The organism is Providencia sp. (assembly GCF_003533305.1).
GTDB lineage: Bacteria > Pseudomonadota > Gammaproteobacteria > Enterobacterales > Enterobacteriaceae > Providencia.
Genome location: NZ_DOEH01000021.1, coordinates 95,096 through 115,060 on the forward strand (window position 1 = coordinate 95,096; position 19,965 = coordinate 115,060).

A 19,965-nucleotide genomic window follows, 5' to 3' on the forward strand; every position below is an offset into this window, starting at 1 on the left:
CATAGTTCATTGACTAATTAATCATCCGTCCATGGCTCATAAACACAATAATAAAAAGTGGGGAAATACGAATGCTGCGAGAAATGAAAAAAATGGAGCAAGCCGCACGCGCAGCTTGGCTATATTTTGTTGCTGGCAAAACACAGCAAGAGATAGCCCATGAATTAGGATTATCAAGGCAGGTCGCTCAGCGCCTAATATCGCTAGCAAAAGAACAGGGAATGGTACATGTTCAGATAACGCACCCAATAACTGAATGTTTAAAGTTAGCCACTGAAATACAGGAACAATATCAGCTAACACACTGTTATGTGGTTCCTTCGGGAGAGCTTGATGCAGAGTCAGTATTAGATATGATAGCTGTCGCGGGTGCAGAGTTGATGGAACAACTTATTGATAAAGAAGAGCCACAGGTGATTGGTATTGGATCTGGCCGAACTTTGCGCCATATTATTGATGCATTGCCCAATTTAAACACTCCTCAACATCAATGTGTTTCATTAATTGGTGCCATTGCACGAGATAGCTCTGCAACGCGTTATGATGTTCCCCTCAGCTTTGCTGAAAAATTACATTGTCGGCACTACATCTTACCGGTGCCATTATATGCAGATAGTCCTGAAGATAAAGCAATGTGGTGCCAACATCGTGTTTATAAAGACGTAACTGAAAAAGCTATCAATGCTGATATTACCTTTTTAGGCATTGGTGAGGTTGGTATTGGCTGCCCTTTGAATTCAGAAGGTTTTATTACTGATAAGCAAGTTGCAATGTTACTTGAAAAAGGCGTTGCAGCAGAAATGCTTGGGCATTTTATTCAAGCCAATGGAGAGCGACTGTCTACCGAACTTGATGATACACACACCAGCGTACCGCTAGAAGCACAGACAAAAAAGCCTGTCATAGCCTTTTCCGGTGGCATGCATAAATATAAAGCCGTTAAAGCTGTGCTTAATGGCCGTTGGATATCAGGGCTCGTCACCGATGAAGCCACCGCCCGTAAGTTACTTACAGATGCCTAACTCCATAGTTTGAATTAATTCAAGCGGTAATAGATTCAATCGCTTGAGCTAATTCAATTAGGTTATTTAGCCTTGAGCTAGCCAGTTATGACACAGCATTCCAAGTAAAGTAAAGAGTAGAGCACCGATAACATGAATGGCTATCGTGCTAAAAGCAAAGGCTAATTTTCCTTCTTGAATGAGCACCAAAACTTCCAACGAAAAAGTTGAGAAAGTCGTAAATGCACCACAAAAGCCTGTCACGATAAATAATTTATAGGTTGAACTGATATTGGCACTTGCAAAATAAGAGATAGCAAACCCAATAATAAACCCACCAATTAGATTAACAAATACGGTTCCAAGAGGAATATTGGGATAAAAGTGATTGAGTTTCAAACTAACAAACCATCTTAGCCATCCCCCTAAAACTGAACCGACGGCAATAGCGAAAAGCGCTGCATACATAGATAATTCCCTTAAAACATAACGGGGGAATAAATGAAAGGAAAAACCTTGAGATACATTTATGCCCTAAATTTAGGGCACATAATACCTACGTACCCTATCGATTGAAAAGGTTAACGTAGGCATCATCAGCCACAATGGGCGGTTTATCACAGGAGGAATACCATCTCCCTAAATATTATTACCACAAAATAATATGGCAAATCATGAGTTCATGTAAACGTATTTAATTCCTAATTGCCATTAAGATTTAAACTGCTAGTCGTATGATGAAAATCATAGCCCCTGATTAGCCATCAAACATATCACCATAATGCAATGTGAATTAGCTTTCAAATAGCGCATAATATTAGTTATATCTAAATTGATATGAAACAACGCACAAAATTAGATAATAGGATAAAACGAGTCAATACCTAACATGGATAAAAAAACGTGCTTTTACAACTGACAAATATTGGCTATCAAATTGATAAAAAAATCATTCTCGATAATGTGCAGATTAACTTAGCGGCAGGTGAATTCAAATTAGTTACTGGTCCTTCAGGCTGCGGTAAAAGCACATTATTGAAAATAATCGCTTCATTGATTCCACCGAGTAGTGGAAAAATTATTTTCGAAGGGCAAGATATCGATACCATATCACCTGAAAACTATCGTCAGCAGGTATCTTATTGCACTCAAACTCCGGCATTATTTGGCACCACGGTCTATGACAATTTATTTTTTCCTTACCAAATTCGCCATTTACCACTCAATAAAAGTAAGATTTTAGATGACCTGCACTACTTTTCGCTATCTGAAGATATTATTCATAAAGGCATAAATGAACTTTCAGGTGGAGAAAAACAACGAATATCATTAATTCGAAATCTACAATTCTTGCCAAAGATCCTCTTATTGGATGAAATTACCAGTGCTTTAGATGAAGACAATAAAACTAAAGTAAATGAGTTAGTTCATCAACTTGCTGTGAAAAATAACATTGCAATACTGTGGGTAACTCATGACCAAAATGAGATATCTCACGCTGATGATATTCTTGTTCTTCCCGTCCATCATATTGAATAATAGGAAATAACCGTGCATCAACCGACTATCTCAAATGAATCGCTTGGTTTTTCTATCATGTTAGTCTTAGTGGCTATTTTTATTAGCCATAAAGAAAAACTGTCACTGGAAAAAGATATTATCTGGAGTACCTGCCGAGCCATTATTCAGCTACTTATTGCAGGCTATATTTTAAAATACATATTTAATGTCGATAATAAAATTTTGACCATCGCACTGGTTATGTTTATTTGCTTCAATGCTGCGTGGAATGCGAAAAAAAGAAGTAAATATATTGATAAGATATTTGTAACGGCATTGATTGCGATTACCTCTGGAACCTTTTTAACCTTACTTGTTTTAATTGTGAGCGATGCTATTGCCTTCACCCCAATGCAAGTCATTCCGATTACAGGCATGATTGCAGGTAATGCAATGATTGCTGTCGGCTTGTGCTTTAATAATCTTGGGCAACGTTTTAGTAGCCAACAACAACAAATTCAAGAAATGCTCAGTTTAGGAGCCACACCAAAAATTGCTTCTGCCACCATTATTCGAGAAAGTATTAGAGCTTCGTTGATCCCAACAGTCGATTCAGCTAAAACCGTCGGTCTTGTTAGCCTTCCAGGGATGATGTCTGGTTTGATATTTGCGGGCGTTGACCCATTAGAAGCCGTAAAATACCAAATCATGGTCACTTTTATGCTATTAGCCACTGCTAGCCTTTCAACAATCTTAGCCGGCTATATGACGTACATTAAATTTTATAATCAACGCCATCAACTGCTTATCGAAACATTGAATAAATAATACCTCATATTTACCGCTTGGATTTTCCTATAACTCTGCATTAAATAAAAGGGAACCCTCAAGCGGCATATAAATATACTAATATTCATTGAGTTTTGCAGACCGCAATAGGGGAGACCTCAATAAGCTGTAGTTTATTATTTTCTTCGTCAATCAGCCTGAAAATATGATCCAACATAGTAGGAACATCTTGTTTCACCATTTCAATATCATTGCCCAATAAAGCGACAAATGGGTCCCAATCAAAACACCCCATTACCGGCTGGCGTGTGCCTATTAATGACATTTTGAGCAATCCGCTCATGACTCCTTCTAAGGAAATAGTAGAGTTGACAAATAAACCACATTGCTCAATTTTTTGAATATTAACAAAATTATATAATGCTTTCTCTGCTTTTTCTGCCGCATAACCGCAAGTCAAAATATGTTGTTCAGGAACGATAATGCCTAACTCTCTATGTGCATCAATAAATCCACGAATACGTTCACGGGTGTTATGATCGCGTTCCCTCCCCCCAATAAAAATAAGGGATTCTAACGATGCCTTTTTATTCATTCTATTTAGCAAAATACGTTGGGTTAACGCTTTAGCACCACTAAAATTATCAGAAATAATTGATGAAGCTAGCGTTCCCGGTAAATCTAAGTTCAAAGTAGCTACTCCAGATGCATGGCATACCTCAGTAATTTTATCTGGATTAGTTGCCCCTGTTGATATAAGCCAATCAACTTGATGAGAAATCATTGTTCGAGCCGCTTCTAGCTCTAACACAGGGTCACGTCGAGTACAGGTAATAATTGGAAATAATCCCCGTTCACGCGCCATTTCTTCAAAATGTTCAACAATTGAACCAAAGTAACGGTTATCGTATTTAGGCACTAACATGCCGATAATTTTTGATTTATTACTGCGCAATAAACTCGCTTGTTTATTGACTGCATAATTTTGTTCCTGTGCGATACGAATTATTTTTTCAGCCAACTGCGCGCTAATACGCCTTTTTTGCCAATTACCATTAAGCACAGCGCTTACTGCACTGGCTGAAACGCCTGCCAGTTCCGCAAGGTCATAGATGGTTGTTTTCTTATTTTGTCTGATCTTTGTCACAAATATCTATCTCCATTTTTTGCTAGCTTGACACCAAAGATGAAAACTCGCAATACTGCTACATCGATTGAGCAAGGTTGAAATTGATGAAATGTTGAGTTGATATCCTCGTATTAGCTATTTCTAGCGCTATAAATAAATGTCAACACGTCTTCATAACAATCAAGCCAGCTTATGAATCATTTTCATTTCATTGAATTTATCAAATTTTATTTTTATCTCTTTTTCTAAATAACCGATTGGAGTAATCATAATGGCCATATCACTTGAAAATAAAGTTGCAGCAATTACAGGCGCAGCTTCCGGCATAGGTCTTGAATGTGCTAGAACCCTTCTTAAAGCAGGTGCAAAAGTTGTTTTAATTGACCGCGCAGAAGAAAGACTTAATCAACTAGTCGCAGAGCTCGGTGAAAATGCAATTCCATTAGTCATTGATTTAATGAAACCCGAGCAAGTCGATGGCATGTTAGATGCTATTATTAAAAAAGCAGGCGGTTTAGATATATTTCATGCCAATGCAGGCGCATATATTGGTGGTCCTGTTGCAGAAGGTGATGCTGACGTTTGGGATAAAGTTTTAAATTTAAATATCAATGCGGCATTTCGTTGTGTTCGCACTGTGCTACCACATTTTATTGCTCAAAAATCAGGTGATGTTTTATTCACCAGTTCAATAGCTGGCGTAGTGCCTGTCATTTGGGAACCAATCTACACCGCTTCAAAATTTGCCGTTCAAGCATTTGTCCATTCAACTCGTCGCCAAGTTTCAGAACATGGTGTTCGCGTTGGTGCTGTATTGCCAGGCCCTGTTGTGACTGCTTTGCTCGATGATTGGCCAAAAGAAAAAATGGAAGAAGCTTTAGCGAACGGTAGCTTAATGCAACCAATTGAAGTCGCGGAAGCCGTATTGTTCATGCTAACTCGCTCGAGAAATGTCACTGTACGTGACCTTGTTATTTTACCAAATAGTGTCGACCTCTAGTTTTACTTTTTAAACGCTGAGATAAATACTCAGGAGGAAAAATGAATAGCCCAAAAGAACAACAAATAAAGAGTGATAAAGTGGTTATTGGCATTGATGTCGGCACAGGTAGCGCACGTGCGGGCATTTTTGATATGACAGGCAAAATGCTTGCATCAGCTAAACAAGATATTACTCTTTACCGAGACAGTGCTCATTTTGCAGAACAATCAAGTGATGAAATATGGGAAGCTGTATGCCATTGTGTGAGGCAAGCCATGGCCTCGTCTCATACTTCTGCACAACAAGTTTCAGGTATCGGTTTTGATGCGACTTGTTCACTTGTCGTACTTGGCCATGATAAACAGCCTATTTCTATCAGCCCAAGTGAGGACCCAAATCGTAATATTATTGTTTGGATGGATCATCGAGCAACCGAACAAGCTGAACGTATTAATAAGTTAAAACATCCTGTTTTAAACTATGTGGGAGGAAAAATCTCCCCTGAAATGGAAACACCTAAAATTTTATGGCTAAAAGAAAATCGTCGACAATCCTATGATAATACATGGCAATTTTTTGACTTAGCCGATTTTCTAACTTGGAAATCCACTGATTCATTAGCTCGTTCAACCTGCACAGTAACCTGCAAATGGACTTACCTTGCTCATGAAAAACGTTGGGATGCAGATTACTTCCAACAAATTGGTTTATCAGAACTCGCCGATGAAAAATTTGCACGTATTGGTCAACAGATTGTTGAACCCGGCACACCTTGTGGCCAGGGTTTAACCCTGCAAGCCGCGCAGCAAATGGGACTTTTAGTAGGAACCCCTGTTGCCGCAGGGATGATTGATGCTCATGCAGGTGGAATCGGCACTGTCGGAGTAAATGGAGATGCCACAGCAAACATGGCTTATGTTTTTGGCACTTCATCTTGCACCATGACGACAACTCAAGAACCAGTATTTATACCTGGCGTTTGGGGACCTTATTATTCAGCCATGGTGCCAGGTATGTGGTTGAATGAAGGAGGCCAAAGTGCAGCAGGAGCTGCTATCGACCAACTACTTTCCCTGCACCCTGCCGCAATACAGGCTAAAGCACTGGCTAAAGAACAACACAAATCACTCCCTGTGATGTTGGCCGATATGGTACTGCAACAAGCTACCTCGCCATCTCAAGCAGTGGAATCCGCTAAAGGTATCCATATAGTTCCTGAATTTTTAGGCAATCGAGCTCCTTTTGCCGATCCACATGCACGCGCTGTTATCGCAGGTCTTTCAATGGATAACAGCATTGATAACTTATTATCATTCTACATTGCGGGCATTTGTGGGATTGGTTATGGATTAAGACAAATTATTGAGGCTCAAGCACAATCGGGAGCTTCAATTGAAAATATCGTAGTTAGTGGAGGCGCAGGACAGCACCCGTTGGTACGTCAATTATTAGCCGATACATGCAATGTGCCGGTCATTTCAACCCAAGCAAGTGAACCTGTTTTACTTGGCTCTGCCATACTAGGCGCCGTTGCAGGTGGCCTTTGCAATACTGTAGCACAGGCAATGGATCAATTTTCAACTATTGATCTGACTTACCAACCCAATGGCGATTACCAAGAACAACATAACATTCGTTTCACTTCATTTTTGAATTTGCAGCAATGTGCAAGAGAACTAAAAGGTTAAGCACATTAAAAATAGAGAAAGCCTACTCAGGTTTTCTCTATTCTCACAATGGTTATTTTCAATTCTAACTAAGCACGTATCTTCCCAAAAGACACAAACTAATGACAAAAATCATTCACAATATTTATGCCACATCGACTCAATCATTTCCATCGGTAATAAATCATAATCACCTTCAACTAATGGTATTGATAGCGATACTCGCCCATCAAGATTATTATGCACCTTAACGATAAATTTTTTATACCCTTCTAGTTTCTCATTATTGACCCGAAATACTTCACCGCAAACATATCCCAGATCACCTTTATCTGATGTTTGGCGAACAAAATTATATTTAACATTTTTAAATGAAGCAGTTTCTGGATAGGATAAATAATCCTCAACAGTAATTTTTGCTAAGCTAACCAAATCAGGTTTAGGTGCATAGTTAACTGTAACTCCCAACAAAAAGGCACATCCTGTTAGCAAAAGGATCGTGAGCAATTTTATTATATTCATATATTAAGCTCTCATAAAACCAGGTTTTACACCAATTGCAAAAATCTAATACGATTATCGTAATAAGATAATAGTTAATCCCTATGTCAAATATCGATATTTAACTTTAAAAAATCATCACTTACTTAAATATGTTTTATAAGCGATGGCTCATACACTAAGGCTATCGTGCAAAGAGCTAACACTAATTAAAACAAATAGACATAATTAATAAAACGCTAATATTGAGTATTTATACACTTTTACCTATAAGGGGAGTAAGTATAACAGCATCACTAGTGTAATATAAATAGCAAACAAAAGATTAACTATTACCAGTTGTATTTTTTATCTTAGAAATATTTCAATTCTTACAATATTAAATATAAAAATTTACCTTAACTATTAACCACACCTTAATTTTCCTATGGTTTTGGCATTATAAAACATAATAAATTAAGAATAAACATTTCCAATTGTTAATAAACAACCAACAATGGTAAATAAACTCAGCCAGAGAGTAAAATGTATTTTATACAAAGAAATTAAATATTAGTAATTTTAGAAAAAAACACAAAAATCACAATAAATCTTATTATTCATCATGATACAAAAGTAACTCTAACTTTATTAAAATATAAAATCACATAATAAAAATATAAGAGCCATCTCCCTAGAAAATCCATCTCTTTATTTTTCAATCAAGAAACCCACGTATCTCATTGATATTAATTAATTATATTCAGAAGGGAAATATAAAAACACCTTTAAACACCCACAACTTCGTATTTTTAACAAAAAATATACAAACTAAAAATCATAAGATTCTTTAACGCTATTTTTCTCACTTATCGTTTCTACACAACTTAAATTAAGAATTATAGATAGTTACAGAAACCATAATTCAAAAAAATTACAGAATATTCCTATCTAATATTAGGTAAAACGCAAATATAAAATTATCCGACTAATAATGATAAAAAAAAAAATTAAAATCGTGTAGCATTTGTTCTCAATAAAAAGGGTAAACCATGACAAATATTCAATTATTATTACTTGCAACCAATAACATAAAACAAAACATTAACTTAAGTCACTCACAGGAGTCTTATGTATACCAATATTACCATGCCAATATTGCCAGCAAATACTCCAGTGTTAAAAGTTTCTTAGAAAATTTCATTCAACAAACAGCACACACACTAGAAAGTAATCCTGAATTAAGCCAGCAACGCCTTAAAATTTATAACGAAATTGAAAATTATTTGAATGCAGCTGAAGCTCGTTTTCTAAAGCGTCAAAGTCTTTTGCAAAATACTAATAAATAAAAAAAGGCCTCATAATAAGAGGCCTTTAAACATGAAATTTAAATACACCGAGTCAAAACAATTTCCAGCTCTAACTTTCCCTTTAAAGCTGCATACTCTTATTTATTGTAAATATCGATTCAATTTTTTATTGCTCTTGTAATTCTAGCTCAACAATAACAGGCAGATGGTCGCTTACACCAGACCATTGAAAATCTTTACTGTCCGTTGGGATCTGCATATTTTTAACATCCCACACTTGCCCCTTAAAGGTGAAAATATGGTCAATATCAATAGCTGGGTTTACCGCTGGCCAAGTACGATAATCAACACCTTTTTTCAGTACTGGATTCCATAAGTAATTAATTTCTTGGGTCGGTAATTCATTAGCCGTTGAATTAAAATCTCCGGCCAAAATTTTAATTGAAGCCGCAATATTATCAAAATCGGTCGAGGTATCACCAATACTTGCATCTAAAATATGACGCACTTGACCAATACGTACCGTTGGATCTTTCTGCCAATCCAAATGAGTCCCCATGATAATAATCGGTGTATCAAAGCCCGGCTTGGTGATTTGAGACAACAAAACCACACGTTGTTCAGCCTCCCCTGATGGCAAATTAATAACTTGGGATTTTTCAATTTTATATTTTGATAAAATACCTACGCCATACTCACCACCATCAAAATCTAAAGCTTTACCAAAAGCAAAATGCATTTTATTTGCTTTTGCGATTTCTTCTAATTGGTGTACTTTTTTACTCCGTGCCGTCTTATTATCTATTTCTGTTAATACAATGACGTCTGCATCTATTTTAGCGATAGCTTTATTCAAGTTGGTTAAATCAGCCACATCTCCTGAAAGCTCATTTTTACCTATATTATAAGTCGCTACTTTGATCGTTGGCTTATTCGCGGTATACACCTTATTTGGTGTTCCACCATTTTGAACCATAAGAACTTCAGAGCCCGTAGTTGCTGCTGTCGCACCACAAGAAACTAAAATTGCGGCTGAAACGAATGCTTTTAATAATTTTATTTTCATAATTTCCCCTGTAATCATTTCACATGATTATATTTCGTAGCAAAAATGACGTTAACGCGCCATAACGTAATGGCAAAAATCAACCATCTTGATACGCTATCATGAAATAGAAATGATGCAGTGACTCAGCTTGCAAACTTATTTTTAGACAAAAAAAAACAACCTATTTTATTATCATAAAGTGAGTCAAATCACTTTATGATGAATCATATTTAGATATTTCAAGATTAAATGTGAAGTTAAAATGGGCATCACAGATTCTCCGAAACTAGACCAGTAAAAATACCACGTTAGGCGCTTTGCCTTGCTTCGAATTTATAAGGGAAAACAATTTCTTCATGTAGAGCTTCAACATCACAATCGACATCTACCAACCATTTCTGTAATCTTTTCGCTGTTTCCCGCGCCATTTTACTGTAATCAATTCGCACTGAAGTCAAAGACGGATGAATATGATCGCAATTTGAAGAGCCTTCTACACATGCAACCGCAAGCATTTTTGGTACTTTGATTAATCTTCTTTGACACTCAAAAATCACACCAAGTGCAATCATTTCATGGCTACAAATAACGGCCTCAAGCTCTGGCTGTCGCGTTAGCATTTCACTAATAGCTTGGCGACCAAAATCCATAGTCGCAATATAAGGCGTTGTAATACTTTGCTCGGCACTGAGATTATGGTTAAGCATAGCTTTATTCCAACCACTTAACTGCTGACTTTGCATTTTATTGTCCATTTGAGCACCAATATACCCAATTTTTTTATGTCCTTTTTGTAACATATAGTGAGTAAGAAAATTAACCGCATCACCAATATTACTTTTAATATTTAAAGCAAAAGGATGTATTGATTCCCCTGCTACACCGAGTACAGGAATATCAAGATTTAGAAGAGTGTTAAATACACTTTCAGAATTAATTGCGCCAAAAATTATCAGTGCTGCTGGGTTACTTTGTAATAACGTGAACAATACTTCTGATTCTTTTTTTTGCTGATAATCATGGCTACCAATAACAACCTGGTAATTATTTTTGTTTAACACTTCTTGTAATGATTGCAGGAATACTGAACTGGCGTTATCGCGAAGAGAAGGAACCAACACGGCAACAGTTCTGCTCTGCCCTGATGCTAAAATACCCGCCGCAGAGTTTGGGATATACCCTAGCTCCTCAATAGCTTCATTGATCTTCTCTCTAAGCTTATCTGAAACCAATTCAGGCGTACGCAAAGAACGAGATACCGTCATTGATCCCACGCCTGCATATTTTGCAACATCTTGTAATGTCACTCTTCCTGTATTTTTTCTTTTTCGTATTTTTTGCATAGAATATTTTTTAGTTTCTCTAAAAGTATTGCCTATCCCGCTTAACTTACCACAGGTTGGATTTGTTAATTAACCGGCAATCATGCTTGTTTTCACTTTATTGTCTATATTTACCTAAAATGATAGCGCTATCACGAAAACGACAAATACTGCTAGATAGCGCTACCATAGATCACTACTATTCGTTTCATTAATAGAAAAGCTAAAAAGAACTGTAACGATACCAGGAGTAAGTTTTATGTTGACGACATTACTAACACCAAACGTCATCCAAGTCGTAAATAGCGCCACTGACTGGCGTGACGCGATAAAAATAGCCTGTACCCCCTTAATTAATAATAAGTTCATCGAACCACGATACATTGACGCCATAATTCAATCGCATGAAAAAATAGGTCCTTATTATGTATTAGGCCCTGGTATTGCGATGCCACACGCGCGTCCTGAAGATGGTGTAAACCAATTATCTCTTGGACTTACCGTGATTAAACAAGGTGTTGAGTTTGGCTCTGATGGAAATGACCCAATCAAATTGCTCATTGTTCTTGCTGCTACAGATAGTAATAGCCATATCGGCGCTATCGCTAAGCTTGCCGAGCTATTTGATAATCAAGAAGATATTGATAGCATCATGCAATCAGAAAACGTAGATGACATTCTTAAAATCATCGCTAAATATGAATAATTGGGTATTAAGGTAAATATTATGAAAATTACTGTTGTTTGTGGAAATGGTCTTGGTACGAGTCTAATGATGGAAATGAGCATTAAGACAATATTAAAAGATCTACAAGTTAATGCAGAAGTTGACCACGTTGACCTTGGCTCAGCAAAAGGTACCGTGAGTGATATTTTTGTTGGCACAAAAGACATCGCAGAACAACTTGTTGCTCAACAAGTTGATGGCGAAATCGTTGCACTCGAAAATATGATAGACAAAGTGGCGATGAAAGATCGCCTCAGTGCTGCGTTAATTAAACTCGGCGCAATGTAAGCGGAGGCAATATGTCATTTTTTCGTTTTCTGATGCAAGATGTTTTATCTGAACCAGCAATTTTGGTCGGTCTGATCGCATTAATTGGTTTGATTGCTCAAAAAAAACCCGTTACTGAATGCATTAAAGGTACTATCAAAACCATTATGGGTTTTGTGATCTTAGGTGCTGGTGCAGGCCTAGTTGTCAGCTCTCTAGGTGATTTCTCTGCTATTTTCCAACACGCATTTGGTATTAATGGTGTTGTACCGAACAATGAAGCGATTGTTTCTATCGCTCAAAAAAGTTTCGGTCGTGAAATGGCAATGATTATGTTTTTTGCGATGTTAATCAATATTTTGATTGCTCGTTTAACACCATGGAAATTTATCTTCCTTACTGGTCACCATACATTATTTATGTCCATGATGATCGCCGTTATATTATCAATGGCAGGAATGGAAGGAACAGCATTAGTTGCACTCGGTTCAATCATTGTAGGCGTTTGTATGGTCTTCTTCCCTGCCATCGCACACCCATATATGAAAAAAGTAACTGGTTCTGATGATGTTGCTATCGGTCACTTTTCGACAATTTCATATGTATTAGCCGGTTTCATTGGTAGTAAATTTGGGAATAAAGCGCATTCAACTGAAGATATGAATGTACCAAAAAGCTTGTTATTCCTACGTGATACTCCTGTTGCTATCTCTTTCACTATGTTCATTATTTTTATCATTACCTGTTTATTTGCAGGCGGTGATTATGTTCGTGAAGTCAGTGGTGGCAAAAACTGGTTCATGTTCTCATTAATGCAATCCATTACTTTTGCTGCGGGTGTTTACATCATATTGCAAGGTGTGCGTATGGTAATTGCAGAGATCGTACCTGCATTTAAAGGTATCTCAGATAAATTAGTGCCAAATGCAAAACCTGCATTGGATTGCCCAGTTGTTTTTCCTTATGCTCCGAACGCGGTTTTAGTTGGCTTTTTGAGTAGCTTTGCAGCAGGTGTCATTGGTATGTTTATTCTCTATGCCTTAAACATGACCGTGATTATCCCAGGTGTTGTCCCACACTTCTTCGTTGGTGCTGCTGCTGGGGTCTTTGGTAACGCAACGGGTGGACGTCGTGGTGCAATCTTGGGTGCCTTTGCTCAAGGTTTATTGATCACATTTTTACCTGTGTTCTTGCTACCTGTTCTTGGGGACATTGGTATTGCGAATACTACCTTCAGTGACGCGGACTTTGGTGCCATCGGAATTTTATTAGGTATTATTGTTCGTTAATCATCAAGCTCTCCGTTAGCACAAGCTTACGGAGAGCTAAAATATAAATAAAACTATTTTGAAATCCAAGCTCCATCTCTAAACAGAAACTCTTGTAACAATGCTAAATCATCAGGCGTTACATGGATTACTCCTTCCCCTGGAATATCAATCTCAGCAATCATAAATAATGCCAATGTCGTTAATGATGGTAAGATTATTATCAACCAATTCTTTCCTTTCGTTCCTCGAATGTTATAGCCGATTAAAATATTTGAACAAATCGCAAAGAAAATAAGTAAAAACCACGTTGCATTAGGTATTTGATGACGCCAACTAGCCATAGTTTTTTGTTGGGAGAGATATAAATCACTAAATGACGATAATACAGAGGCAACAATAGGATTCGGAGATTGATTTGCTTCTTTTACTGCAATACTCCACAGTTGGCTTTGTTTATCGAGAGATATCATTCGCCATTGATTATTTTCATCACTGACCCCTGACTTAAAAAACTCAATACGAGCTTCTAGATACTGTTGTAGTAATTGTGAAGCTTCAGCTTTATCAGTACTATTATTTAATAGTTGAGCTCGTTGATATGCAGTACCTATTGCTATTGCTTCATTTTCCTCAGTTTGTTGTCGATTATTGTAACCATTAATAGAAATCGATAGCACAAAACCGATGAGCAAGCCTAGCAACGATAAAATAGCACCTAGAATAATTTTAGCTTCGTCATCTGATGCTTCTTCATTTGCCGCTTTGCGTTTAAAAATATACTTACCAATATAAGCGGCCAGCACTAATAAAATAAAAGTAACAACAAACAACAAAATTGAATCAATCGGTGAATCATTAATTAATTCAGAAATATTAAACATAGAATATACCCGCAGAATAGATTTTCCGATGATATACCATAATACTAATATAATTATCTAGTTATTAAGTACTTACAGGCTCATTTCAGATATTATATCTAAGATTATATCTTTTAATGATGAAATACAGGTCGGCTACATATCCATATCCCATTAATATAGTATAAATGCGCAAAATTTAATATAAGTTCTATTATGCTTTAGCTAAAAGCAATATTGGTATAAAAACGACCAATCTAAATATTATCATCCATTATCAACAATAGTAGTATTACGAATAAGATAATGGTGAATAATATCACTTAAGGTTGGGTTATTTTCATCGATAACCTCGATACTGTGCTGTTTAAAAAGTGCGGTACAAACGCCCATACCTACCTTTAAAGTCCCATCAAAATGACCACTATAGATATGCTGACTGCCACATGAAGGACTATTCGCTTTGAGAACTACTAAATCTATTTTATTTTCTTTTAGCATATTTAGGGCAATATGAGCACCTTGAATAAACTGCTCAGTCACATCATTCCCTAAACTCTCTATGACTTTAGCGTTACCAGCTAAAACATCGTCACCATTTCCATCTATAATTTCTGCTGATGGTCTCGGAGTAGGTAAACCGCCCAGTACTTCAGGGCAAATACCGATAACTAAACCAAGATCATAAAGTTTTTTCAATGGGGAATATAATTGATGTTTACCATCATATCTAACGCAATAACCAAGTAGGCAGGAACTTACTGCTATCATTAGCAACCTCAATGACTTTATCTATATTTATCGTACAGAGGTAAATTTTAATTCTCAGTGTAGACAACCAATTAGAGAACTAGCGCATTTATCTTCATACCAAAAAACCGCCAAAAATACTCATTGCATAGTATCTATAAATAAAAGGCTAAACACTAACAAATTTATTAAATCATTATGATTACTCTAAGATAAAAAATAGCCCACTCTATTACTAGGTGAGCTATTTTATTCACTATAGTTTAAATTGATAACAATCTACTATTAACTAAAGTAAAATTATAATAATAAACAAAATGTTATGATTAATTACTACGCATATCCATAATCATCTTACCATCATAATCTGCACCAACAACAATATTAGGGACTTCACCTTTATATTTTTGTGCTTTTATCTGTTCTATTTCCAATCTCTTCCAATTAATCATTTCTTGTGTAATTGTACGTTGCAATATGGCGTTTGATTCCGCTTCTTTTTGTGCTGCATATAATTTTGCATCCGCTTCTTGGCGCATAGCAAATGAACTTGCTTGCGCATTACGTTCTCTAGCAATAGCTTGTTGTTCTGATGATTCTCTTTCAGCCTCAGCTATTACTACCTTTTTCTGTGCAAGTTCACGCTCTTTTTCTGCTTCTGCTTTCGCTTGATTGATTTGCTCTTGGCGCATTTTTGTATTAACGACCTGCTCTTGAACTACCTCAGGTAAGGTAATATCTTGGATCATAATTTCTTTAATAGTATAGCCATAAGGGGATGCATAATTTTGAATAGCATCACGAATAGATTCTTGAAGTTTTCTTTGAGTATCAGCGGTATACAAATCTTGTGCATTAGCAACATCTTTACCAAATTCTAAAATAGTCGATATTAATTTCTGGCGAACATATTTATCAAGAGCTTCGCTTTCCGTTCCTCCATTAATTCGTAACATAGGCGCTTTTACACCATCAAATTGCAACATAACAGTAATATCAACTATCGATTTTAATTTATCCTGCGAAGGCACACGTAATTCTTTTAAAGAAACTCGGATATCTTTTGTTGAGTAGGTATCAAAGTTAGTAAATGGATTAATTGGAAAATGTAGTCCTGCATCATAAGCCACAGGATCAACTTTTCCTAAAAAAGTTCCTACTTTAACTGAGCCATCTTGTACAATCGTATACGAATTTATACTTACCAATCCTAAAACTAATAATATAGCAGCAGCTATAACTAATTTTATCATCGATTTAAACTGCATCTTCTTATCCCTATCTAGTTATTGTCATTATAATAAAGCGCTTATTGTCCTTACTATAAAAATAACTACAAGTGTAACAATCCTAAAATAAATATTGTTAGCCATTGCAACGATGTGATAATTTTTTTTGATAAAATAATAACTGTCTATTTAATAACCAAATATTTTTAAGATAATTGTATGGATTTCATAATGCAGAAGATAGTTTATTATCTTCCGTTTCATTTACTATATTAGTTAGATTATACCAGATCACTGTTTCCTTAATAAGTTCTTCTGTAGCATCAATAAAGTCATCGGGTGATTTAATTGATAACTCATTCAATATGATGGGGAGCTCGGTACATCCCATTATAAATTTATTCATACCTAATGATTTAAGTTGGTTAACATAAGGAAAGATTAATTCTTTAGCCAACTCCAGATCTCCTGACTTATATGAAATAATACTTTGCATTACCTTATATTGATTAACTTCATCTGGTACAAAGCATTCAATTCCATAATTCCTTAGTTTTTCTTGATATAATTTTGTATAAATAGTCGCGCTTGTTGCTAACAAAGCAACTTTTTTAATACCTGAGTTAATGATTTTATTACAGGCAGCATCAATAATACTAATAAAATGAATATTAACAATTTTCTTTAGATCTTCATACCAATAATGTGCCGTATTACAAGGCATAATAATACAAGACACACCTGCATTTTCGAGCAATTTAAGTGAATCTATCATTGCAGGTAAAGGTGATAACCCTTGATGAATAATATTTTCTGTTCTATCTGGAATATCAGGAATAGAAACGATAATAATAGGAATATGATCTTGGTCTTTTTTCGCATGTGTATTAGCTATCAATTTTGAAAAAGCATCAGCCGTTGCACCAGGTCCCATTCCACCTAGCATACCTATTATTTTTTTCATATAGCCTCCTTGAAATTAAATATATTTTGACACAATGCTGCCTTTCAGTAATTGCAGAGTTTCGCTAAGGTATGCTAAATTTGCATAATAAATTAATAACTAAAATAATTTGGTGGAACAATGATCAGTAATTTAGAAATAAAATGGCTACATGATATTGTCGTATTAGAAGAATATCGAAGTTTTACTTTAGCAGCAGAAAAACGAAATATTTCTCAATCCTCTTTTAGTCGACGCATTCAATCTATTGAGTCTGCCGTAAGTTTTGAAATATTTGATCGAAATACAAATCCGCTTCAACTTACGCCCCAAGGAAAAAACTTTATTGTTTATGCCAGAAACTTACTTGATGATATCTATTTCCAAATAAATAAAATTAAGGGCGTAGATAATAGCAAACAACGTATTAATATATCAGCCGCACATTCACTTTCTGTTTTTTTACTACCTGATTTTATTTCTCAGTTTTCTCATGATACTGACAAAATATTTTTTGTTGAATCTATCAATGTTGACGAAGCCGTTTACAAATTAAAAGATGGACAAAGTGATTTTATTCTTTCATTTTATAATGAAGAGCTCATGTCATCTCCATTCTTGCATGCGAAAATACTCGAAAGTCGCTTACATTTAGTCTCTTTGTGTGATGTCCATAAGCAACCTATTTTTAAATTAGGTGACCCATTATTACCCTTAATGAAATATACCGATGAAAGCTATATGGGCCGACAAGTTAATCAATTAATGAGTAAACTAGATAATTTGTCTTTTGAATTATCATTTGTTTCTTCTATGAGTGATGTATTGAAACGTATGATACTCAATGGGAGTGGTGTTGGTTGGTTACCTGATTATTCAATTAAGAATGAAATTGAAAAAAAAGAATTATCTATTTTAGATGATCAACTTTCTATCACAATGGGAGTTTATATTTATCGTACCGAAGCGAGGCTAAATATTTCCTCTGAGCGCTTTTGGCAATTTATGCGCAACCAAAAATTATAAATAATACGATTTTTATTACCCACTTCCTTCTTGCGTAATTATTCACCTAATTCATTACGCTAAGAAGGAAGCGGTTTTTAAAGCTCTATTAATATTGGAGTTATGATGTTGTGGTTACTTTTTCATTTAAAGTAACGTCAGGTTCTTCATGTAAGTTCCCTTTTCTCTCTTCTAATCGAGAGATCACAGCGGTTGAAATACTGTTGCCGACTACATTTGTTGCAGTTCGTCCCATATCAAGGAACTGATCGATACCAAGTAACAATAAAATTCCCGCTTCTGGCAAATTAAACATCGGTAAAGTTGCAGCGACAACCACAATTGATGCCCTTGCGACCCCTGCCATTCCTTTACTGGTAACCATTAAGGTTAATAAAATCAAGATTTGCTCAGTAATACTTAAATCTATGCCGTAAGCATTTGCGATAAATAAGACAGCAAAAGATTGATACATCATAGAGCCATCAAGGTTAAATGAATAACCTAAGGGTAAAACAAAACTAGTAACTTTCTTAGGCACACCATATTGGTTCAATGCTTCCATCGTTTTCGGATAAGCAGACTCGCTGCTGGCAGTAGCGAATGCAAGAGCAACAGGTTCTCGAATTAATTTACCTAAATTAAAGACTGATTTTCCTAAGAAGAAATAACCCGCACTAAATAAAACCACCCATAATAAAGCAAGCGCCACATAGAATAGGCCAATTAACTTACCATAGTCATATAGTAACCCTAAACCTTCTACTGTTACCGCAGAGGCAATTGCTGCAAATACCGCGATAGGTGCAAAACTCATGACGTAGTCAGTCACGCGAAACATAATGCGAGACAAATCTTCAATTAGTGTCACAATTGGGCTTTTTTTATCTTTACAAATAAACGCTAATCCTGAACCAAAAAATATTGAGAAAACTAATATCTGTAAAATCTCATTATTCGCCATTGCTTCTGCAAAACTTTTCGGAAAAATATGCGTAATAAAGGCTTTTAATGTAAATCCTGAAGTATTTAATCCACTATCAACCGCGACTGCTGGTACAGCTAAATTAAGCCCTACGCCTAATTGGAATACATTAACAAAAATCATACCAATCGCTAATGAAATAATCGCGGCGCTAATAAACCAAACCATTGCTTTAATTGTTATGCTACCAACGGAAGATGAGCCCCCCATAGAAACAAGACCTGAGACAATAGTCGCAAATACAAGTGGAGCAATAATCATTTTAATTAAACGCAAAAATACATCTGTAATAATATTCATATAAGAAGCAATATTTTTTGCCTCTTCTACCGATGCGGCGTAATTATGACATCCCCAACCTAATATAACGCCAAGCCCTATTGCAATAATAATTTGCTTCATCAATTTTTGTCTATTCATTCGGACCCCTATTGTATTTATCTAAAGTCTTTGATATTAACAAGACCCTTTTATTGAGGCGACTCTTGAGCCTAAAATGGATAGTTACATTTTTTTAACTTAAAGAGAAATGCAAATGGACGAAATAGTATGCAAAAAACGCATAGCCATCCAAGTAATTACAACCAATTGAATCATAACGAAATTAATAAAACTTATTTAGCATCACATTTTAAAATTCAATATTTCCATCAGTTTTATTTAATTATCTTAATTGACGTTATGCTTTATTTTTTTAATT

The 19,965-nt window shown here is 35.7% G+C and carries 20 protein-coding genes and 1 riboswitch; of the genes, 10 read left to right on the forward strand and 10 right to left on the reverse strand.

Features of this window, described 5'->3' with window-relative positions; translation table 11 throughout:
• Positions 1 to 71 precede the first annotated feature (71 nt).
• Positions 72 to 1,022, forward strand: coding sequence for a sugar-binding transcriptional regulator (locus DD649_RS12950; RefSeq protein WP_294107525.1), 951 nt, complete (start codon positions 72 to 74; stop codon positions 1,020 to 1,022).
• 66 nt (positions 1,023 to 1,088) lie between these two features.
• Here DD649_RS12950 and crcB read toward each other — a convergent pair whose 3' ends face one another.
• Entirely contained in the window at positions 1,089 to 1,469 is a 381-nt protein-coding gene (gene crcB, locus DD649_RS12955) for a fluoride efflux transporter CrcB (protein WP_294107527.1), read from the reverse strand.
• A 112-nt stretch (positions 1,470 to 1,581) separates the two neighbouring features.
• A riboswitch (Fluoride riboswitch) is annotated at positions 1,582 to 1,649 on the reverse strand.
• Positions 1,650 to 1,904: 255 nt separating this feature from the next.
• Between crcB and fetA the strand changes: the two genes are divergently transcribed.
• Complete coding sequence (fetA, locus tag DD649_RS12960; protein ID WP_294107529.1) at positions 1,905 to 2,540, forward strand: iron ABC transporter ATP-binding protein FetA; 636 nt, start codon at positions 1,905 to 1,907, stop codon at positions 2,538 to 2,540.
• 12 nt (positions 2,541 to 2,552) lie between these two features.
• On the forward strand, positions 2,553 to 3,329 hold the full coding sequence (gene fetB, locus DD649_RS12965; RefSeq protein ID WP_294107531.1) for an iron export ABC transporter permease subunit FetB: 777 nt from the start codon (positions 2,553 to 2,555) through the stop codon (positions 3,327 to 3,329).
• An 85-nt stretch (positions 3,330 to 3,414) separates the two neighbouring features.
• On the opposite strand, the gene DD649_RS12970 is transcribed toward fetB, so the two are convergent.
• Positions 3,415 to 4,437, reverse strand: a complete 1,023-nt coding sequence (locus DD649_RS12970; RefSeq protein WP_336430829.1) for a LacI family DNA-binding transcriptional regulator — start codon at positions 4,435 to 4,437, stop codon at positions 3,415 to 3,417.
• Between the two features lie 253 nt (positions 4,438 to 4,690).
• On the opposite strand from DD649_RS12970, the gene DD649_RS12975 reads away from it, so the two are divergent.
• On the forward strand, positions 4,691 to 5,419 hold the full coding sequence (locus DD649_RS12975; protein WP_294107535.1) for an SDR family oxidoreductase: 729 nt from the start codon (positions 4,691 to 4,693) through the stop codon (positions 5,417 to 5,419).
• Positions 5,420 to 5,460: 41 nt separating this feature from the next.
• Complete coding sequence (locus tag DD649_RS12980) at positions 5,461 to 7,089, forward strand: FGGY-family carbohydrate kinase (RefSeq protein WP_294107537.1); 1,629 nt, start codon at positions 5,461 to 5,463, stop codon at positions 7,087 to 7,089.
• A 111-nt stretch (positions 7,090 to 7,200) separates the two neighbouring features.
• Here DD649_RS12980 and DD649_RS12985 read toward each other — a convergent pair whose 3' ends face one another.
• Positions 7,201 to 7,590, reverse strand: coding sequence for a hypothetical protein (locus DD649_RS12985; protein WP_336430830.1), 390 nt, complete (start codon positions 7,588 to 7,590; stop codon positions 7,201 to 7,203).
• 1,010 nt (positions 7,591 to 8,600) lie between these two features.
• Here DD649_RS12985 and DD649_RS12990 point away from each other — a divergent pair.
• Positions 8,601 to 8,897, forward strand: a complete 297-nt coding sequence (locus DD649_RS12990; RefSeq protein ID WP_294107540.1) for a hypothetical protein — start codon at positions 8,601 to 8,603, stop codon at positions 8,895 to 8,897.
• Positions 8,898 to 9,024: 127 nt separating this feature from the next.
• Here DD649_RS12990 and DD649_RS12995 read toward each other — a convergent pair whose 3' ends face one another.
• A complete protein-coding gene (locus DD649_RS12995) occupies positions 9,025 to 9,918 on the reverse strand; it encodes an endonuclease/exonuclease/phosphatase family protein (RefSeq protein WP_294107871.1) in 894 nt (297 codons plus the stop codon).
• A gap of 296 nt (positions 9,919 to 10,214) precedes the next feature.
• On the reverse strand, positions 10,215 to 11,249 hold the full coding sequence (locus DD649_RS13000; RefSeq protein WP_294107542.1) for a LacI family DNA-binding transcriptional regulator: 1,035 nt from the start codon (positions 11,247 to 11,249) through the stop codon (positions 10,215 to 10,217).
• Between the two features lie 238 nt (positions 11,250 to 11,487).
• On the opposite strand from DD649_RS13000, the gene DD649_RS13005 reads away from it, so the two are divergent.
• From DD649_RS13005 to DD649_RS13015, 3 genes are read left to right on the forward strand one after another with little or no spacing between them, the layout of a single operon-like run.
• Positions 11,488 to 11,934: a PTS sugar transporter subunit IIA gene (locus DD649_RS13005; RefSeq protein ID WP_294107544.1), complete on the forward strand. Its 447-nt coding sequence runs from the start codon at positions 11,488 to 11,490 to the stop codon at positions 11,932 to 11,934.
• A gap of 21 nt (positions 11,935 to 11,955) precedes the next feature.
• Positions 11,956 to 12,243, forward strand: a complete 288-nt coding sequence (locus DD649_RS13010) for a PTS sugar transporter subunit IIB (protein WP_294107546.1) — start codon at positions 11,956 to 11,958, stop codon at positions 12,241 to 12,243.
• An 11-nt stretch (positions 12,244 to 12,254) separates the two neighbouring features.
• Positions 12,255 to 13,511, forward strand: a complete 1,257-nt coding sequence (locus DD649_RS13015) for a PTS ascorbate transporter subunit IIC (RefSeq protein WP_294107548.1) — start codon at positions 12,255 to 12,257, stop codon at positions 13,509 to 13,511.
• Between the two features lie 53 nt (positions 13,512 to 13,564).
• On the opposite strand, the gene DD649_RS13020 is transcribed toward DD649_RS13015, so the two are convergent.
• The 4 genes from DD649_RS13020 to DD649_RS13035 form a co-directional block, all read right to left on the reverse strand.
• On the reverse strand, positions 13,565 to 14,374 hold the full coding sequence (locus tag DD649_RS13020; protein WP_294107550.1) for a hypothetical protein: 810 nt from the start codon (positions 14,372 to 14,374) through the stop codon (positions 13,565 to 13,567).
• A 246-nt stretch (positions 14,375 to 14,620) separates the two neighbouring features.
• Positions 14,621 to 15,124: a DUF523 domain-containing protein gene (locus tag DD649_RS13025; RefSeq protein WP_336430831.1), complete on the reverse strand. Its 504-nt coding sequence runs from the start codon at positions 15,122 to 15,124 to the stop codon at positions 14,621 to 14,623.
• Positions 15,125 to 15,429: 305 nt separating this feature from the next.
• Positions 15,430 to 16,371, reverse strand: coding sequence for an SPFH domain-containing protein (locus tag DD649_RS13030; RefSeq protein WP_294107552.1), 942 nt, complete (start codon positions 16,369 to 16,371; stop codon positions 15,430 to 15,432).
• A 187-nt stretch (positions 16,372 to 16,558) separates the two neighbouring features.
• Positions 16,559 to 17,296, reverse strand: coding sequence for an amino acid racemase (locus DD649_RS13035; RefSeq protein WP_336430832.1), 738 nt, complete (start codon positions 17,294 to 17,296; stop codon positions 16,559 to 16,561).
• Between the two features lie 120 nt (positions 17,297 to 17,416).
• Here DD649_RS13035 and DD649_RS13040 point away from each other — a divergent pair, with 120 nt between their 5' ends.
• Positions 17,417 to 18,301, forward strand: a complete 885-nt coding sequence (locus DD649_RS13040; RefSeq protein ID WP_294107556.1) for a LysR substrate-binding domain-containing protein — start codon at positions 17,417 to 17,419, stop codon at positions 18,299 to 18,301.
• A 100-nt stretch (positions 18,302 to 18,401) separates the two neighbouring features.
• On the opposite strand, the gene DD649_RS13045 is transcribed toward DD649_RS13040, so the two are convergent.
• The gene (locus DD649_RS13045) at positions 18,402 to 19,685 is read right to left on the reverse strand and encodes a dicarboxylate/amino acid:cation symporter (protein ID WP_294107558.1); all 1,284 of its coding nucleotides are present in this window, start codon (positions 19,683 to 19,685) and stop codon (positions 18,402 to 18,404) included.
• Positions 19,686 to 19,965: the final 280 nt, after the last annotated feature.

Bases quoted from the DNA above. Each gene is read 5' to 3' on its own strand.
- DD649_RS12950 (WP_294107525.1), top strand. From the start codon at position 72: ATGCTGCGAGAAATGAAAAAAATGGAGCAAGCCGCACGCGCAGCTTGG.
- crcB (WP_294107527.1), bottom strand. From the start codon at position 1,469: ATGTATGCAGCGCTTTTCGCTATTGCCGTCGGTTCAGTTTTAGGGGGA.
- DD649_RS12975 (WP_294107535.1), top strand. From the start codon at position 4,691: ATGGCCATATCACTTGAAAATAAAGTTGCAGCAATTACAGGCGCAGCT.
- DD649_RS12980 (WP_294107537.1), top strand. From the start codon at position 5,461: ATGAATAGCCCAAAAGAACAACAAATAAAGAGTGATAAAGTGGTTATT.
- DD649_RS12985 (WP_336430830.1), bottom strand. From the start codon at position 7,590: ATGAATATAATAAAATTGCTCACGATCCTTTTGCTAACAGGATGTGCC.
- DD649_RS12990 (WP_294107540.1), top strand. From the start codon at position 8,601: ATGACAAATATTCAATTATTATTACTTGCAACCAATAACATAAAACAA.
- DD649_RS13000 (WP_294107542.1), bottom strand. From the start codon at position 11,249: ATGCAAAAAATACGAAAAAGAAAAAATACAGGAAGAGTGACATTACAA.
- DD649_RS13005 (WP_294107544.1), top strand. From the start codon at position 11,488: ATGTTGACGACATTACTAACACCAAACGTCATCCAAGTCGTAAATAGC.
- DD649_RS13010 (WP_294107546.1), top strand. From the start codon at position 11,956: ATGAAAATTACTGTTGTTTGTGGAAATGGTCTTGGTACGAGTCTAATG.
- DD649_RS13015 (WP_294107548.1), top strand. From the start codon at position 12,255: ATGTCATTTTTTCGTTTTCTGATGCAAGATGTTTTATCTGAACCAGCA.
- DD649_RS13020 (WP_294107550.1), bottom strand. From the start codon at position 14,374: ATGTTTAATATTTCTGAATTAATTAATGATTCACCGATTGATTCAATT.
- DD649_RS13025 (WP_336430831.1), bottom strand. From the start codon at position 15,124: ATGATAGCAGTAAGTTCCTGCCTACTTGGTTATTGCGTTAGATATGAT.
- DD649_RS13030 (WP_294107552.1), bottom strand. From the start codon at position 16,371: ATGCAGTTTAAATCGATGATAAAATTAGTTATAGCTGCTGCTATATTA.
- DD649_RS13035 (WP_336430832.1), bottom strand. From the start codon at position 17,296: ATGAAAAAAATAATAGGTATGCTAGGTGGAATGGGACCTGGTGCAACG.
- DD649_RS13040 (WP_294107556.1), top strand. From the start codon at position 17,417: ATGATCAGTAATTTAGAAATAAAATGGCTACATGATATTGTCGTATTA.
- DD649_RS13045 (WP_294107558.1), bottom strand. From the start codon at position 19,685: ATGAATAGACAAAAATTGATGAAGCAAATTATTATTGCAATAGGGCTT.